The organism is Haoranjiania flava, assembly GCF_025631005.1.
GTDB classification, from domain to species: domain Bacteria; phylum Bacteroidota; class Bacteroidia; order Chitinophagales; family Chitinophagaceae; genus Haoranjiania; species Haoranjiania flava.
The window spans coordinates 44,966-62,780 of record NZ_JAOTPL010000007.1; the positions used below are offsets into that span (position 1 = coordinate 44,966).

Below are 17,815 nucleotides of genomic sequence, written 5' to 3' on the forward strand. Positions count from 1 at the left end.
GAAATTAGCATTTTAACAAATGTATAGACTTAGGTATCTTGTAAATGTTTAAAATACATATAATAAGATACAAATATTTATATACCGATATTTTTATAATAATAAGCTATGGCTTCTCCTGCTGAATCGATTTGCAATTTCTCATACATTCTTTTGGTGTGTGTGCATACGGTATTAAAACTTATGTTCAGCTCGGAAGCTATCATTTTATAACTCAATCCTGAAGCCAGCAGGGAAAGCACTTCGTTTTCCCGGGCACTCAATGGAGATAAATCTTTGGAGGGCCTGAAAAATTCAATTACCTTTTGCGCAATATCAGGGGTCATTACGGCGCCGCCATTATAAACATCATAAATGGCTTTTATGAGATTCTGAGCAGAGTCTCTTTTTAATATATACCCACTTGCCCCGTTCCGTATACATTTAAAGATCTTATCACTATCCTCAAACACAGTCTGCATCAGCACTTTAATGTGAGGATACATTTTTTTAATCTGTATTAACCCGGTAATACCGTCACATTCAGGCATATTAATGTCCATGAGGATAATGTCCGGATAAGTCTGCTCAATATCGTTAATTATATCTGAGCAGTTAGAGGCATTTCCCGCCACTTCAAGTCCGGGCGATTCTTCTATAAGAGTTTTTAAGCTATTTGTTCTGGATGTGTTGTCATCGTATATAAATATTCTGATATCCATGATGCAATTTAGATTTTTATGTATTAGTTATGTGTCACCAATTTTAATTACTTCAACGTTTAAGGTGGTAGGGGTATAATGCGCTTAAATGCAACAATATCAATGATGAAGTGGGATAATTAATAACTTAGTTAATTAAATGCAAATATTCTTTCCACAATAAAGCAGATAATTATATGCTAAACCTATACCAAAAAATAGTTACACACAAGGATTGCTTATACTACTATTTTTGCAACCAGTGAAACTCGTTTCCATTATAACCGTTAATTACAATCAACCCGGCGTAACAATAGAATTTTTACGTTCGGTAAAAAAACATGCAGCTTCAGATAATATTGAAATAATAGTGGCAGATAATGCTCCTGTTAAAGATTACGAACAAGCCTTCAGAGAAGCATATGCTGATATAAAATACATTTATTTAAACGATAATCTTGGTTTTGCAGGAGGAAATAATGCAGGAATTAGGATAGCCGCGGGAGAATTTATATTGCTGCTTAACAATGATACGGAAATTACGGAAGGCTTCATACATACTATGGTTGAAACAATGGAGCAAAACCCGGGAATAGGCATGCTTTCTCCATTAATAAAATATTATGACGATAAAACTACAATACAATATGCGGGCTTTACCAAAATGAATTACCTCACTGCCAGGAACAAAGCCATCGCTTACAAAGAAAAAGATTGCGGACAATATGATGGAAGAAGCTATCCAACACATTTTTGCCACGGGGCTGCAGTAATGTTTCGCAAAGCAGACCTCAAAAAAACCGGCCTGATGCACGAAGACTATTTTTTGTATTACGAAGAAATGGATTGGAGTGAAAGATTTAAAAAAGCGGGGAAAGAAATATGGTTTACCGGCAAAGCTAAAATATACCATAAAGAATCTATGAGTGTAGGCAGGCAAAGCCCTATAAAAACCTATTTTATTTCGCGCAACCGGATGTTGTTTATCCGCAGGAACACTTCCCTACTTAATACTTTCTTATTTAGTATTTATTATACCTGCTGCGTAATACCTAAAGAAATTATCTTTTACTTAAAAAAGGGTAGAAAGGATCTGGCAAAATACACTTTAAAGGGGCTGAGCTGGAACTATAAAAATAATAAAGAAGCTAAGAATACGGGATTAAAAATATTTAAGCTGTATTAAACCCCGCAGCAAAGAAAAATAAACAATCATGACAGCAATATTCTGGTTAAGCGCTTTTATTGTATTCTATGCTTTTGCAGGTTATGGAATACTGTTGCTCTTCCTGGTAAAGATGAAAAAAATATTTAACAAGAAAAAGCATACCACATATAACGGCATTTATCAACCTATGGTTACTTTGCTGGTAGCGGCCTATAATGAAGAAGATTGTATTGAAGAAAAAATACTTAATTGTTTTGAACTGAATTATCCTAAGGAGAAATTACAGATCGCTTTTGTCACGGACGGATCAAACGACAGTACGCCTGAAAAAATAAGCAAATACAAAGATATACACCTATTTCACCTACCGGAAAGAAATGGTAAAATGGCCGCGATAAAAAGAGTTATGCCGCATCTACACAGCGAGATCATTGTATTTACAGACGCTAATACCAGGTTAAATCCGCAGGCTATAGACGAGCTGATCAGGCATTACCAAAACCCGAAAGTGGGCGCTGTGGCCGGAGAGAAAAAAATAGTTGTCTCTGCATATGCAGATGCCAGCTCGGCAGGAGAAGGCTTTTACTGGAAATATGAATCAGCCCTGAAGAAGCTTGACTATGAATTGTATTCCAACGTTGGGGCAGCGGGTGAATTGTTCAGCATCAGAAAATCACTGTATCAACCGGTTGAGTCAGACACCATCATTGACGATCACATGATTGCTATGCGTATAGCTGAAGCGGGATATATAATAGCTTATGAACCAAAAGCTTTTGCAATAGAAACCGGGTCGGCCAATAGCCAGGAAGAACTAAAAAGAAAAATAAGGATCGCTGCAGGCGGTATCCAATCTATATTACGGCTGAAAAAGTCTGCCAATCCGTTTCATAATTTTATACTCACATTTGAATACATCAGTCACCGCGTTTTAAGATGGACGATCACGCCTTTCCTGCTGATTTTAATCTTTGTGCTGAATATGTTTATCGTAGCGCAGCACCAGCAGATCATTTATAAAACCACGTTGCTTTTACAGATATTTTTTTACCTGATGGTGGTGCCGGGTTATTTTCTGGAAAGAAGAAATATTAAAATCAAAGTTTTCTTTCTACCCTATTATTTCTGCCTGATGAACTATGCTGTAATAGCCGGCATCAGCAGGTACGTGCGCAGCAAACAAAGCGCGGCCTGGGAAAAATCAAAAAGGAAATAACAGCGCTTCAGAAATTATTTCCTAACACTGTGTTTGCATCAGAAAAGTAAACCCGCATTTGCTTATCTGAAGCATAGCAAATACATGCTGCATAGTTATGGAAAACAGTAAAGTCGTGGATGAAGCAACAACTAATATCCGGATCGTTGTAGCTGAAATAATTCACCTCATCACAAAGCTGCAGGAGTTTTAAATTATCTGTCAGGCCGGTGCCTATACATTTTAGCACCGCTTCTTTCCTTGTCCATAAACGTAAAAATCGCTCAGCCGGCAAAGTGCCCTGCTGCAAGAAAACTATTTCTTTTCCGGTACAGATATCATTTATCATACATCTATAATCTGTGTCTACTATCATTTCAACATCAATACCAACGGGAACCCTGGCTATGGCTATAACTACAACATTGGCACGATGAGACAAATTGAAACAGGATATTTTTAATGCTCTGTTATACCTGTGCAATGCCACAGGTTTATTGTATTTACCGGGGACTAAAACAATATCTTCCGGAAGGCAATTATTCAGCCTGCTCAATAATAAACGCACAAGTATCCTACCCGTCATAAAATTTGCAGCATCCTCAGCTTTTCGGTATCTATCATAAGTAGCTTTTTCACTATCGGATAATAAAAATTTAAAGCAGCCTACTTTGGCGATAGCCTCCTCAACATTACAGTGAAACACTATAATATCGCGCTGCGGATTGTAACCAGGCTTGCCCACGCTGCTGATTGCTGTATTTTTAATTTGCAATTGTACTAATTAAACAGTTAGAATTTAACCTGTAAAAGTATTACAATACAAAAAATATGTTTGTAATAAAAATTGGTGACAACCGGAGTTTGAAGATAGCTATAAATTGTGCCGTAAAAAAACCTAACAATCCATGTTTATATGCATTAGAAAATATTCGCTCCTACTTATATTAATCACCTCATCAATATTAAATACTTCATGCATTAAAGGCAACTCAAGAAAGGGTAATAATGATACAACCAATGCGGGCAACTCTACAGATCCTACGGAAATCTTATCCAGAAATAAAATACCTTTTGATAAATTTATAGGTGTAAACGGGTTTCACGAAGATGATGTAAACAATATTAAGGCAGCGGGACTCTTACGTGCATATTGTAACTGGGACTGGTTCCAGGGTGATAATCCTAACGATCAACTAATCTTTCAGAACTCGCGCGGCGGCTGGTATTTTGACGATGCCTTTACAAAAATTAAAGACGCAGGCATTACCATAGCAATGTGCTTTCAGGGAGCTGTCAAGAACTTACATGGTACAGGGAATTTTAAATTTAACGACAAACCTGTTGACAAACCTGGATTGAGCACTACAGATCCGGCATCGTATACTGCTATCTCCCATACTTTATTTCAGATAGCCGCCAGGTATGGCAAAACAAAAGTAGCTGCCAACAAACTGAATGTGCCTGCAAGCCAGGCTGTGAGCGGGCTTGACCTGATTGAATACATAGAAGTATGGAACGAGCCCGATAAAGACTGGGAAGGAAAAAACGCACAATTTTCGCCGCAGGAATATGCTGCCATGCTTTCGGCCTGCTACGATAAGATCAAGGAAGCAGATCCGCATATGAAAGTGGTTATGGGAGGACTTGCCACATTAAGCGTTGATTATATAAAGGGAATGAAAGCATGGTTTGAAGCCAACAGGGCAGACAAAAAATTTGCCGCAGATGTAATAAATATGCACATCTATGCCTTCAATAATAAAATCAACTGGAGCAATCCTGTACAAAAACCCGCGGAAACGCCGGAAGATGCGCTCTTTAAAAATAAAACAGCAGCGCTGGTAAATTATTGCGAAAATAATATTCCACAGGCATTGGTATGGATATCGGAATTCGGTTGGGATACCAACCCCGAATCTGTATTGTCGCCAAAAAAAATAGCAGGTTTATCACTAAATGAAGTACAGGCCCGCTGGATCATCCGGGCCTTTCTTGAATTTGCAGCTGCAAGGACAAATCATGCCCAGGTCTTCGCATTGACAGACCCAAGCCAGAATTATATCTCTACCTGGTTTGGCACATCCGGGCTTATTGACAGAACAGAAAACTTCAAAAAGAAAGAATCATGGTATTACACATCAGCATTGAAAAATATATTGGAGAATATGGCTTTTGCAGGCGAGCAAAAGGCTTCTGACAAAAATGTGCTGATATATAAGTTTAAAAATCTCAATGGAGAAAACGGTGTATATGCTGTGTGGTGTAAGACAAGTGAAAATAAAATTATCAGCAACTTTTCGCTCCCTGTTTCTGTTCATGCAAAAAAAGCGGAGAAAATAGAATTAGTGCCAGGCAAAGACAGCGGAGAGAAATCTGAACTGATCATTAATAAAAAAACAGTAAGGTTACGCATCTCTGAAAAGCCAGTCTTTATTAGCGTTGACAATATTTAAAAAACGTAATGAAAAGCGAACTGTCAACATCTTGCATATACTGAGCAAGTATCATTTAGGCGGCTTGCACCCGGCAATAAAAGAAAAAATACAAAATAAAGCGATGAAACACCGGATATTATATTTCTTGAAAATACTGTTTTCCATACCATTGATGTTTAGTTTTTTGTCTTGCAAGCATACAAGCCATTCAATAGGATTTATTAACAACTCTATGCCGGGGCGCAATCCGGGCAAAAACCCAGCAGAACCGGCAAAACCTGGGCCTTCGGATATCATGAAGTTTGAGATTCTTTTTCATACTTTGCCGGCAAAAGCAACAGCAAAACCGGCCAAATTAAAATACAACAAAAACGGCTGGGTTAGTGAAGAGTGGGATGACAATTCGCTGAGCGCGCTCAAAGCCCTGGAAAAACTAAAAACAAAATTCTATACAGATGGTTGCGATAATAAAATAGCATATACAGCAGCTATAGCCGTGAATGGAAGAAGCAATTATAATAATGAAGAAATAGGCTTGTCAGTTAATAATATAAACTACACACAAATGAAGCAGCTGATAGCTGCGGGCTGGGACATTGAAAATCACAGCTACTATCATGAGCCATATAACAATTTTAACTTCGGGAACGACCGGGCAAAAAACATCATCGCATTGGATACGCTGATACTGAAAAAAATAAATTACAAAATGCACGGGCTGGTTGTGCCTTCCGACCATAGCGGCTTTCCAAAAGCGGCGAAAGAAGCAGGTTATATTTTTTCCACCTCGCAGGGTACATTTGACGGATTACCGCCTGGAGGTGTGCCCGTATATAAAGATGTGCAGGATTTTGATCTTGCTCCCATCACATTCAGTTCTTTCAACAGAATGTTTTATGACAACTGGACAGAAATGGAAAACAATGTAAAAAAAGCCATAGACATTATTGTACAAAAAAACCATCATTACTTCCGCTTCGCTTCGCATGGCATTGATGAAGCTGCCTATAACCGCATCATAGATTATTTTGAAACAAAAACCAATGACAAAATATTATTTATTCCCACAAGGGAAATAATGGAGTACAGGCTGATGGCATCCCTGCCCATCAGTTACCAGCTAAGCCATGATAGATTAGTAATAGAGATCAATACAGCATCTTTACCTGCAAGATGCAGATGGAAAGATTTAAGTTTTATAGTAAGCAGTGATGCGCAAATAAAATCAATAACCCTTATCAACGGTATTGACAGAGCTACTTTCAATGCACAAACCAGTCTGGTAAATATTTTTAAACAAATAACCTCATGGAATTAATTTAAAATTCTTTGCTATGAACTTACAAGATATTTATTTAACCACTTTAAAAAAAGTTTCGGGACTTTTTGTAAAAATATATCACCGGCGGGTGCCGGATAATTATAAATATTTTTACAGAGATACGTATGTATGCAAGATCAACCAGCTGCGGTTCTTCCTGAAAGATTATTTTTTCAGAAGCAAATACAAAACAATTGAATACAGAGGCGAGTTTGCCGCCGAAATACAATTCGCCCTACCTTTTGCATACTGGCATTATAAAAACGGCACGCTAAAGAAAACAAGGTCTTTTCCCGCAACCAGAGAATTGTATTTCTTCTCAGAAGATCATGAAGAAGTATTCACGGAAAGAACAAACGAAGGAAACTACAACTTCGAGTTGCCGCGGATTGTTTACAGCCAGGACTATAATTTAAAAAAATGGTTTCCCGTACCATTAAAACAGTATTACGGCAACAATGTTTACGTTTATAAAAAACCTATCCTGGTCATTGCCAATAAATACAACTCTGAGTGGGATGGCGCTCCCGTAAACTACATGAACATTGAAGTACTGAACGAGCTGATAACATATTTACAGAAAAAATACACCCTCATTTACAACAGGCCTCAACCGAAACATATTGTAAATGATAACAGCACAATTTATGACCTGCAGGAATTTGACTGGCTGAAAAAGTACCACCCGGATGTAATGCTCATGCAGGATCTGTACCGGGAAAATAAAATTAACGCAAGAAATTTTAATCATTTTCAATTATGCGTATATGCCAATTGCGATCATTTTATTTCCGTACATGGGGGCACAGCCACGCTGGCGAGCTACTTCGGGGGGAAAAACCTGATACTTTCTAAAACAGGCCCCGAACATTATTTTAATTGCTTTAAAAAACTGTACCCAAAGTTTTCCAACGCAGAGATCATCCATGCCAAAACAGATGAAGAGTTGGTATTACAGTGCAAAGATAATTTTTAGTAAAACAACATTTATGTCTTCAAAATATTGGCTAAAAAACGGGTTAATAAATATTTCGCAGAATGTTCTTACGGTATTATTCGGCTTCAGCAGCTTTTACATGCTGATCAGGAGCCTCACAAAAGAAGACTATGGAACATGGGTACTTTTTTTGAGTGTGGTAAGCATTATAGAAATGGCCAGGAACGGCTTAACGCAGGATGCTGTGGTAAAATATTTATCGTCCGCAGATGAAGCGGATAAAAGGAAGATAAATACCGCTACCTTTTTCATGAACGTGATGACCACGATAATTATTATAATCATCTTATTGATTATCGGCCCATGGTTAAGCGCAAGCTGGCACGCACCTGAAATCAATACGATGCTTCACTTGTATATTGTGGTGTTTTTCTTTTCAGGGATTTTAAACCAGTTGAATTGCATTGAACAGGCCAACTTAAATTTTACCGGCATATTTTATTCTAACATTGCAAGGCAGGGTATCTTCCTGGCATACGTATCCTTTTGCTTTTTTACAAGAGCGGAAACCAATGTATTACTCCTGACGTATGCGCAAATATTCAGTATAAGCATAGCTATTTTAATAGCCATTGGTTATACTTACAGGAAAATAAACATCGCTAAAAAAATAGACTGGTTCTGGGTGAAAAAAATATTTCATTTTGGAAAATATACGTTCGGTGTTTCTTTAAGCTCCATACTGGCGGGTTCTATAGACCAGATGATGTTAGGTTCACTGCTTTCAAAAACAGCCAGCGGATCCTATAATGTGGCCGTAAGAATCACCAATCTTACTGACATCCCTACTACTGCAATGGCAGCCATATTGTATCCCAAGAGCGCTATAAAAATATCTAAAGAAGGCGAACAATCTATCAAATACCTGTACGAAAGATCCGTTGGGGTGATATTGGCCCTGCTGTTGCCGGTGGTAATTTTAATATACATATTTGCCGAACCTGTCATTCATATTATTGCAGGAAACAGGTACGAAGATTCCATTCCCCTACTGAAAATAACCTTGCTCACCTGCCTCCTTTCACCTTACGGCAGGCAATGCGGTTCCATTCTTACAAGCGCCGGAAAAACAAAATTCAATTTCTTTCTTGTAGTAATAACCACTGTTTTAGTAATCGCATTCAATTTCCTTTTTATCAAAAATTTCGGGGTAGTGGGCGCGGCGTACGGCACATTGCTGGCTACCGCCATTAGCTTTGCAATAGCCCAATTTTATTTGAGGAAATACTATAAGATCAACCCGCTGAACCCGTGGATATACGCGTATAAATTTTATCCTGAATTTTACCTGACATATATCGGCAGGAAAAAAATGCAATCGTGTAGATCCCAATTATCCGGCGGATAATGTTTGTAGTATAATATCCGAAATGTTATCTACCCGTATTTTCCAGGTATTTTTCATGGCTATTTCCAGTCTTTCTGCAAGGCGGCTTTGCGAATTATACAACGCTTCTGTCAATGCATCACTAAAACTCTGCACATCGTGCACATAACTTACTGTATCGGCAGTATATTCTTTTAAATCATTATTAAAATCAGTTACAATTACCGGCTTGCCAAGGCCGAGATACTCAAACAATTTCAGAGGGAAAATACTTTTGCTGTCATTATCTTTTTTAAACGGAATGAGGCAGACGTCAAAAGAATAGATCATGTCCGGAACTTCCGAATATGGAATAGGAGGAATAAGATAAATATTAGTTTGGCGGAAAAACCAGCCCGGCACATGCTCAGTATATACCGGTCCTGCAAATACAAAGTTTATATGTTTATTTTCTTCCGTAACTTTTTTTAATAAATCAAAATCCAGCCTTCTTTCAATAGCGCCTACATAGCCTGCAACAGGGCGCGGAATGTGAGATACGGCCTTATGAATGGAAAAATTCTTGTTTGCCTGCAAAGTATCTACCAGGTCAGAAGCATTTGGAACAAAATAAGTATTATTATTGATTCTTTTTTTTTCAAGAAACAAAGATTTGCTTGTACACACGACTACATCCGAACCGGCAACAATTTTGTTTTCAGCTTCTACGCCGTGCCTGCTGTCATATTTTCCCACAATAGGATCAACACAATGATATACAGACAATGCAGGGGATAACCTTTTCCCGATATTGGGAAAATGAAAATTATAGGAATTGATAAAAATATATTCCTTAATATTTTTTTCTTTGATAATTCTCTTGATACGATGTAAAATAAGGCTTTCATTTATATATAGCAAACTGTTATACAGCCTGCCTTTCGGCAAAAACGCAATAGGCAACACAGGATAACTGATAACTACATTTACACCATCTACTTTCTTACTGAGCAATCCATTTGAAAGAAGATTCATGCCTTCTTTCCTTGCAATGTACTGTTCACTTTTTTTATCAAGCATCATGTAATCTTTTAAAGTATAAGGCTGCTCAAGATAGTACACTTCATTATGCCTGGCCAGGTATTTGGCAACGGTAAAATTTGTTGAAGCAAGCCCGTCAAACTTCATCAGGCTCAATATAAAAATCACTTTGTTCTGGAGCATAATTTAAAATAAATTCATTACTTTTTTAATCAGTCTGTTTGTAAGCGTGCCGTCTGAAACCAGCTGCCTGCCTGATGTCCAGGCAAAACTGTTCTTATTTGATATTTGCACTAACCTGCCAAACCTGTTTCTTAATTTCAATGCCAGGTAGCCGTCTTCATTAGCGCCCGGCGGATGCTCGTAAGCATCTACCATTAGCGCCTGTTCTTTTCTATAGGCCGAAGAGCAGCCGTACACATACATTGCCTTGTCCTTTAAAATACCGTTTATCATTTTATAGATATCCCCGAAGGTTTCATAAACATAAAAACCGATACGGCTGTTATTTCTTTCGGTAATAAAAGCAAACTTCCCGTAGGTCATGGCAATATCATCGTGATTATGCAATGGCATTATTAAATCTTCGATCCAGTAAGGGGAATAAATTGTATCAGCATCAGCGTTGATGATGTATTTACCTTTTGCATAGTGAAGGCCCCTGGTTCTTGCTGCCTTCACGCCTTTCTTACCTTCAAAAATATACTTGCAACCCGAGCGTAGTATCAAAGATTTGGTATTGTCCGTTGAGTTGTTGTCTACCACAATTACTTCTGTTTTAAAATTGGTAACAGACTGCGCTATGGATGCCAGCGTCCTTAATATATTTTCCTCTTCGTTGTAGGCAGGTATGATCACGGAAACATCGGGATGGCCGCTGTTTAGCCTGTGAAGCTTATTTTTTATGGTGTCCACATTTTTTTCAAACCATTCCGCAGGTTTTAGAAAGCGTACTATATAGTATGGTGAAAATAACGGCCGCATAGAATTACATCATATTATAAATAGACAATAAATTTTCGGCGGATCTTTTCCATGTAAATTCAGCAGCACGTGCAAATCCTTTTTGAATAAGCTCGTTTTTCAAGGGCGTATTCGTAAGGACCTCAGCTATCTTTTCTGCAATATCATTTGCGCTGAACGGATCTGCAAGCAAAGCCGCATTAGCAGATACTTCCGGCATGGATGAGGTGTTAGACGTAATGACAGGCGCTCCGCAACCCATCGCTTCAAGTATAGGCAAGCCAAAACTTTCTCTGAGCGAGGGATACAAAAATAATGTAGCTGCATTGTAGATCAGCGGCATTTCATTGGAAGAAATAAATCCCGGGAAAATAAAATTGTTTACAAGATCCTGCCTGTTGCACTTTTTTAACTTTTCTTCCAACAGGCACTTATCATAATCCGGAATGACCAAAGGGATAGGTTCTGAAAAACTATCGCAATACTTTATGTAAGCATCTACCACGTTGTTTGTATTTTTTTTGGGGGCAGTATTACCCAGGAACAGGATAAAGTGCTCAGGCAAATGATGTTTTTCCCTGAAATCTTTTATTTCCGGTTTAGAATAATTGTTATTGAACTTTTTATTGACTGCGTTATAAACCACTTTGATTTTTTCTTCAGGCACATTTAGTTTTCTCATTATTACATGCTTCTCAAAATTGGAAACGGTAATAATATACCTGCTTTTTTTTACAATCGCAGGTACAACCAACTTACGATAGAGATTACCAAAATTCTGGTAAGCCGTACCCTTAAAATTTAATTCCTCCAGGTAAATAATATCATGCAAAGTAAGCAATAGCGGTACTTTCAGCCTCAGCGCCGATGTATTGCAGGTAGAATGTAAAAAATCTATTTTCTCTTTTCTCGCAGCTTTGGGAAGAGAAATTTGTTCCCAGTCCATGTAGGTGCGCCCGGTGATGGTTTTAAAACTTATATTTTCTGTATCGGCAAAAGATTTTTTATCTTCATCGTCTTTCGCAAAAACTACAAAACTGTCTGCCGTTTGCATTTGCTTCAGTTCATTGATGAGCTCCATTGCTACCACTTCCATTCCGTGTTTTTTCTTCCTGAATAGCCGTTGTACTTCTATGCCAATTTTACGCATGTTATTTTTTATTTATAGTCAGAAGATTTGTGTTCTGTTGCTACGGACAGTTTATTGGCCGATTTAGCTTTGCATGCAGCTACCACCTGCCACCATATAAACCTGGGCATGCGCAGCAGCGATAAGTAAATGATTTTACCTGATTTGAAATAAGATAGGGCTGTAAAAAAAACAATCATAAATACCAGCACTACAGCCAGCCAAAAAATTAAGAAATATGGCAGGAATATTATGTCTGATAGAATAGAAACAAATACAATAAAGAAAAGCACAAACAACGGCGGCCTTAAAAGCATGATGGAAAAAGCAAACTGGTTCCAGGAAAGATTCCTGGCAGAACGGTCCAATAATTTTAAAGCCAATACCCAATATTTAAGCCAGGTATTTATCCAGCGTGCGCGCTGTTTAACCAGTTGATCGGATTTGGTTGTTTTACCGTCATACACTACTGCATTTTCTGCAAAGGCAATAGTATAATCGCGGCACAATAATTCATACTGTAACACCTTATCGAACCCTGCACCTGAAATATCCACATTCTCCAGGCATTCTTTATACAATGCAGTTGTAAACGACATACCGGAACCAGCCAGGGAAGCCGAAGAGCCGGATTCAAACAAAAGTTTCCTGTCGATAAAACGATAATACATATCGCCGGTTTCGTCAAGGCAGGCATAAAAAGAATTTAGATTCCTCGCCGTGCGTACACCCTGTATAGCCTTATACCCTTGCTGAAACTTTATATGCATCTGTTCTAAATAATTTTTATCTACCAGATTATCGCTGTCAATAATGGTGATGATGTTATGCGCTCTTACAAACCTGTTGACAGCATAGAAATGAGACCGCGTATTCCCTGCAAGTATTGTATCCGGGTACAACATCACTACCCTCTCTGAATCAAATGTTATCCGCTGCTCACAGGCATCTGCCACAACGTAGATCATATAATTGCTGTAAGTGCTTTGTAAAACAGAGTACACGACATCTTCAATCAGATCAAGCTGCTTATAAGCAGTAATAATTATTCCGAAGTCCGACAGGAAAGATCCGTCTGTATCCGGTTCTTTCTTTTTTATAAAGAGCGCTCGCAGTTTTAATACTACCGGGAACCAGAGAGGAATACTTACCAGTACTTGTATTGCTATTAAAAATATTATCATACTATTAACGGGATTGGTGAGATCAGGCAATTACTTTTTCCCATTCATTGGTTTCGGGATTATATATTTTTATAACTGTGGCCGGATTGCCGACCACTACACTATATGCAGGCACATTTTTAGTAACCACACTTCCCGCACCGATCACAGCATGTTTGCCGATACTAACGCCTGGCGTAATAACTGAGTTGGCTCCTATCCATACATTGTCGGCTATAATAACTCTTTTACAATCTACTCCCTGCTCTTTGGGTGATATATCAACATTGCGGTAATTGTGGTTCAAAGCTGATACTACAATATGCTGCGCCAGCATTACATTATTTCCTATTTCCACCGGCCCGATAATAACATTGCCAATACCGATGATGGTATTATCTCCTATCAGCACCTCACCTACACCGTTATTGATAACCGTAAAATCTTCCACGATAGATCTTTCGCCCATGTAAAAATCATTGTAAGGAAAAACATCTACCCGCGCATTGCATCTTATGCGCGAACCGCGGCCCATCTTACGTTTAAAAGGGTTTACCAGGTTTCTTATCCACCATCTGGGTCGCGGATCTCCTTTAGACATCAACAGGAATAAGGCTGCTTTTTTCAGTGCCGGGTTGTTTTTTATTCTTTCTTTTATAGTCATAAGATTAATCTTTAGTTACTTTCATACGCTTTAATCCTTTTACAATACCTAAAAGAAGAAAAAAGATACCGGGGATGACGAAATAAATAAAAGGCATCTGCAATAATTTTTACTGTTTATTTGTTTGAATATATTTTGTACACATAACATAGATAATGCCTGCAGACATTTGAAAAATGATCAGTGCCGGCATGGCATTCATTACCTCATTGCCATAGCTGCAAACAAAAATTCCGGCTACGCCTGCATAAAGCGCTGTCAATTTCGTTCTGAGATTTTTATCATTCACTTTCCATATCATGCCTGCACATTTTCCCAGAATATACATCCACAAACAAAAGAAAATCACGAATCCTACAATGCCATACATGGCCCAAACCTTTACCCAGTAACTATCCGGCGCTATTGTAGATAAGTAATGCCCGGGATTATATTCTCTGCCCCAATGCCCAATAATGCCCAATCCTTCACCAAAAGGTTTTGCAGCCAGGTATTCGCTTAATTTTTGCTGGTTGATGATGCGCATATTCAAAGAAGCGTCTGAAGGGTCTAAGGATGAGCGCAGACGATATATATTGTAATTGGCATTGCCGATGTAGGTATATTTTAGAAACACGAAAGCTGCCAGACTCAAACCGCCTCCGAAAACAATAACTTTTAAATTTCTGCTTAATATAATGGCTGCTATAATGCCTATGGCTACAACAAAAAATGCGCCCCTGGTGCCCGATATTATCATACCGTAAAAGGATAGTATGGCTAATGAAAGAAGAAGCAGTTTCTTTATCCACCCGTTGAGTCCCACAGCTAATATTAAAGCTATCAAACCGATGAGCGCCTGCATAGGGCCGAACTGGCTTGCATCGCTGTAAAAAGAGAATATACGCAATTGCCCGTTGATAACATGCGTTTCAGCACCGCCATCCGCCAAAAAAGCCTGTTCGCCGGGCGAGAGACCGATGAACAACTGCTTTAATCCGTGGAGGCTTGCAAGAAAAGAAAAAGTCAATATCAATACCAGGAACAAATTGAGCCTTCGTTTAGAATTGATCAGCAATATAGCCAATGGCGTTATCAACAAAGGCGCTAATGCTGTGCTTCTTATTTCCTGCAACCAGCCCTGAGGACTGGCGCCCGAAGGATTAATGATTTGTACTACACTAATGGCGAACCATCCAACCATCAACCATACAAGATCGTTGTTAAGCGCTTTAAAATCAAATCGCGATGCATTGTACCAAACACTCAACCATGTAAGGAGTGCTATTACTTCCACGCCGGTGCCGAAAGGTATTTGCCCGATCTCCCGGTTAAGAATAGCCATGAAGAAACAATAAGTCAAAAGAAGTATCAATCCTGTCAGGGGATTTCTGAAAATAAGTATCAACAGAAGTACAGACAATAAAACAAGTGCAGGCGCTATGGTTATAAAAAGATTGTTTAAATATATAGCAAGCAGGCCTATTATCAGAGCCAATAGCAGGCAAACAGAGAGAAATAAATATTCCCGCCCGGAAAATTTTATGTTATGTGTAATTATATGCACTTTAAAAGTCCTGTTGTTTAAGAAACATGCTTAACCTGTACTTTGTTCATTACCCAGCCGATGAACCCCGGTTGCCTCGATAAATAATTTACAAAAACATGGTTTTCTTTTTTGATCTTATTTCCTGCTTCAAATACGGAGATGCTTTTGTCGCAAAACATCATCCATTCTTTCACCTTATGCATATCCTGTGAACTGTCTATATCAACAATAACGATATCAAACGTATCTTTCAGAATATCGAACCCTGCAATGAGGCTTTTACTATCCTTCAATTCGAGCAATGAATTATGACTGGTATCACGGTTGAGCACGGTGATGCGGTTTTCAATTTGTATTTCTTTTTTTACCAGGAAAGATTCAAAGACCTGCGACGTGGCATCATCATTCGTATTGGTAATTACATTAGTAAGATTTGATCCTTTTTCACAAATAAGCAAAACATTCTTTCCCATCATGGCAAAAGCGTAAGATAATCCGTTGGCCAGAAAGCTTCTGCCCTCCTGGCGGCACAGGCTTGTAATGCCTAAAACCTTTTTATCATCGCCCATTATTTCATTCAGATCTACTCTTAACGACCGTAATGCATCTTTGTAACAGGCATACTCATTGTCTTTTGCATTATCGTTCCAGATAGTTCGTAAATCTTTATCTTCCCCGATATAATTTACCCAGCCAAGTACTTTTTGCTTTGTGGTATACTCCAGCTGAGCAGGTGTAACAACGGTTTTATTCAGCATAAATACCAGCAGAAGCGCAAACAAAAGCATAAACAAACTACTTACACCCGAAAAAGCCATATACAAATAATCTCTGGACGGCTCGGGAGAACCGGGCAGGCCGGGCTCAACCAAAGCGAGGTTCACACCCGCTTTGGAAAGGAGGCTTGCTTTATCGTACTGTTCTTTTACATCGGCGTAATCTTTAGCAGACATGCCTGCTTCTCTTATTAAACTTTCCTGGCTGCCTGCTCTTGCCGCAACAGCGCTATAGCCCTGCCTCGGCCCGATGGCCCTCAATTGTTGCTCAATTGCGGCAAGTCCGCTTCTGGCTGATGCAAGGTCATTTTCCAGCTTCATTTTTTGCGCAATGAGGCTTTGCTTTAGTCCTTTGTAATTAGTATTCTGAGCGGATGATGAAGTTAGCACCAACCCTGATTTAATATTTTGCAAAGAATCAATGGCAGCTTTATCCTGTGGCCTGAAATTGTTGTTTACATATCTTTGATTCGCCAGCTGCAACTGGTTATCAATACGTATTATCTCACTATTTTCTTTGTAACCATCCTGCTGCAAATACCCGCCGTCGCCATTAAGTTTTGCATTGATCTCGTCCAAGGCGCCTTCTATAGAGCTGATGTTGCGCAAGGCGCCAAGCCTTTGAGATTCTGCTTCGGAAACTTTCTGGTTGATGAGATCCGATCTTCTTTGTGCATTCAATGCCCCGGCCTCCTGCGCAGTGGCATGTATGGAAGAATTGACAACCGCCGCATTTTTATTCATCATTTCGCTGCCTTTTTCACGCAGCATGGTATCTAAAACAGCCAGTGATTGCTGCCGGCTCATCATTGAAAGGTTTGTATAATAATTGATAAAATCGTTGGAAAGCGTGTTTACTACAAATGCTGAAAGATCAGGATTATGTGAAGTATACGTAACATTTATAAAATCGCTTTCGCCGCTACGGCGTATTTCAATCTTTTTTAAAAGACTTTTATCATCGTAAGCTGCAGACTTTAAAATATCGTACAACCTGTACTCGCTGTTATCCGCGGGAGATATTAAAGCCTGGGAAGACAGCCTGCTTTCAAATGCTTTGATCACGGTATCTCTTTGCTGAGGAGAAAGCTGCGTGATCAGCCTGGAATATTTAGTAAACGGATGCTCCGGGTTTTTAAGATCATGGAGTACCAGCTTATACGAAAGCTGCGTAATCGCTCTTCTGGTTTGCATCATTTCCAGAAGATTACCAAACTGCTGACTAATTTTAAAATTATCTGCAGTACGGTTTTCCAGCAAAGCAGACTCACTGAGTTGCTGGGTAATGCCGGTGGAAATTAATGTATTCGACTTATATTTTTTCGGCAATTCTTTTACAAAAAGATAGGTAAGCACAACACATAAGACCGGTATGATGATTATAAACCATTTAAAATGACTTAGGTACTTTAGAAAATCTTTCAGGTTAAGATTCATATTATCGCT

The 17,815-nt window shown here is 38.7% G+C and carries 15 protein-coding genes; 6 read left to right on the plus strand and 9 right to left on the minus strand.

The annotated features are described in order from the left end of the window. Positions 1-77: 77 nt before the first annotated feature. Positions 78-701, minus strand: coding sequence for a response regulator (locus tag OD355_RS06575; protein WP_263037662.1), 624 nt, complete (start codon positions 699-701; stop codon positions 78-80). 214 nt (positions 702-915) lie between these two features. Between OD355_RS06575 and OD355_RS06580 the strand changes: the two genes are divergently transcribed. Continuing rightward, complete coding sequence (locus tag OD355_RS06580) at positions 916-1,866, plus strand: glycosyltransferase family 2 protein (protein WP_263037663.1); 951 nt, start codon at positions 916-918, stop codon at positions 1,864-1,866. Positions 1,867-1,894: 28 nt separating this feature from the next. Further along, complete coding sequence (locus OD355_RS06585) at positions 1,895-3,064, plus strand: glycosyltransferase family 2 protein (RefSeq protein WP_263037664.1); 1,170 nt, start codon at positions 1,895-1,897, stop codon at positions 3,062-3,064. A 7-nt stretch (positions 3,065-3,071) separates the two neighbouring features. Here the strand turns inward: OD355_RS06585 and OD355_RS06590 are convergent, their stop codons facing one another. Further along, positions 3,072-3,818 (minus strand): 4'-phosphopantetheinyl transferase family protein, encoded by a 747-nt coding sequence (locus OD355_RS06590; protein ID WP_263037665.1) that lies wholly within the window; start codon positions 3,816-3,818, stop codon positions 3,072-3,074. Between the two features lie 133 nt (positions 3,819-3,951). On the opposite strand from OD355_RS06590, the gene OD355_RS06595 reads away from it, so the two are divergent. The 4 genes from OD355_RS06595 to OD355_RS06610 all read left to right on the plus strand — a co-directional run bounded on the left by OD355_RS06595 (position 3,952) and on the right by OD355_RS06610 (position 9,147). Beyond that, positions 3,952-5,499, plus strand: a complete 1,548-nt coding sequence (locus OD355_RS06595) for a hypothetical protein (RefSeq protein WP_263037666.1) — start codon at positions 3,952-3,954, stop codon at positions 5,497-5,499. 277 nt (positions 5,500-5,776) lie between these two features. Continuing rightward, positions 5,777-6,799, plus strand: a complete 1,023-nt coding sequence (locus OD355_RS06600; protein WP_263037667.1) for a polysaccharide deacetylase family protein — start codon at positions 5,777-5,779, stop codon at positions 6,797-6,799. 16 nt (positions 6,800-6,815) lie between these two features. Beyond that, positions 6,816-7,778, plus strand: a complete 963-nt coding sequence (locus OD355_RS06605) for a hypothetical protein (protein WP_263037668.1) — start codon at positions 6,816-6,818, stop codon at positions 7,776-7,778. A 13-nt stretch (positions 7,779-7,791) separates the two neighbouring features. Beyond that, on the plus strand, positions 7,792-9,147 hold the full coding sequence (locus OD355_RS06610; RefSeq protein WP_263037669.1) for a flippase: 1,356 nt from the start codon (positions 7,792-7,794) through the stop codon (positions 9,145-9,147). Here the strand turns inward: OD355_RS06610 and OD355_RS06615 are convergent. From OD355_RS06615 to OD355_RS06650, 7 genes are all read right to left on the minus strand, one after another. Continuing rightward, positions 9,133-10,329, minus strand: a complete 1,197-nt coding sequence (locus OD355_RS06615) for a glycosyltransferase (protein WP_263037670.1) — start codon at positions 10,327-10,329, stop codon at positions 9,133-9,135. The two genes, OD355_RS06610 and OD355_RS06615, sit on opposite strands and share 15 nt — an antisense overlap. A 3-nt stretch (positions 10,330-10,332) precedes the next feature. Continuing rightward, positions 10,333-11,061: a glycosyltransferase family A protein gene (locus tag OD355_RS06620; protein ID WP_263037671.1), complete on the minus strand. Its 729-nt coding sequence runs from the start codon at positions 11,059-11,061 to the stop codon at positions 10,333-10,335. 73 nt (positions 11,062-11,134) lie between these two features. Further along, complete coding sequence (locus tag OD355_RS06625; protein ID WP_263037672.1) at positions 11,135-12,259, minus strand: glycosyltransferase family 4 protein; 1,125 nt, start codon at positions 12,257-12,259, stop codon at positions 11,135-11,137. An 8-nt stretch (positions 12,260-12,267) separates the two neighbouring features. Next, positions 12,268-13,422: a glycosyltransferase family 2 protein gene (locus tag OD355_RS06630; protein ID WP_263037673.1), complete on the minus strand. Its 1,155-nt coding sequence runs from the start codon at positions 13,420-13,422 to the stop codon at positions 12,268-12,270. A 22-nt stretch (positions 13,423-13,444) separates the two neighbouring features. Beyond that, a complete protein-coding gene (locus OD355_RS13895) occupies positions 13,445-14,065 on the minus strand; it encodes an acyltransferase (protein WP_317619109.1) in 621 nt (206 codons plus the stop codon). A 109-nt stretch (positions 14,066-14,174) separates the two neighbouring features. After that, entirely contained in the window at positions 14,175-15,542 is a 1,368-nt protein-coding gene (locus OD355_RS06645; RefSeq protein ID WP_263037674.1) for an O-antigen ligase family protein, read from the minus strand. A gap of 86 nt (positions 15,543-15,628) precedes the next feature. After that, positions 15,629-17,806, minus strand: coding sequence for a hypothetical protein (locus OD355_RS06650; RefSeq protein WP_263037675.1), 2,178 nt, complete (start codon positions 17,804-17,806; stop codon positions 15,629-15,631). Positions 17,807-17,815 lie beyond the last annotated feature (9 nt).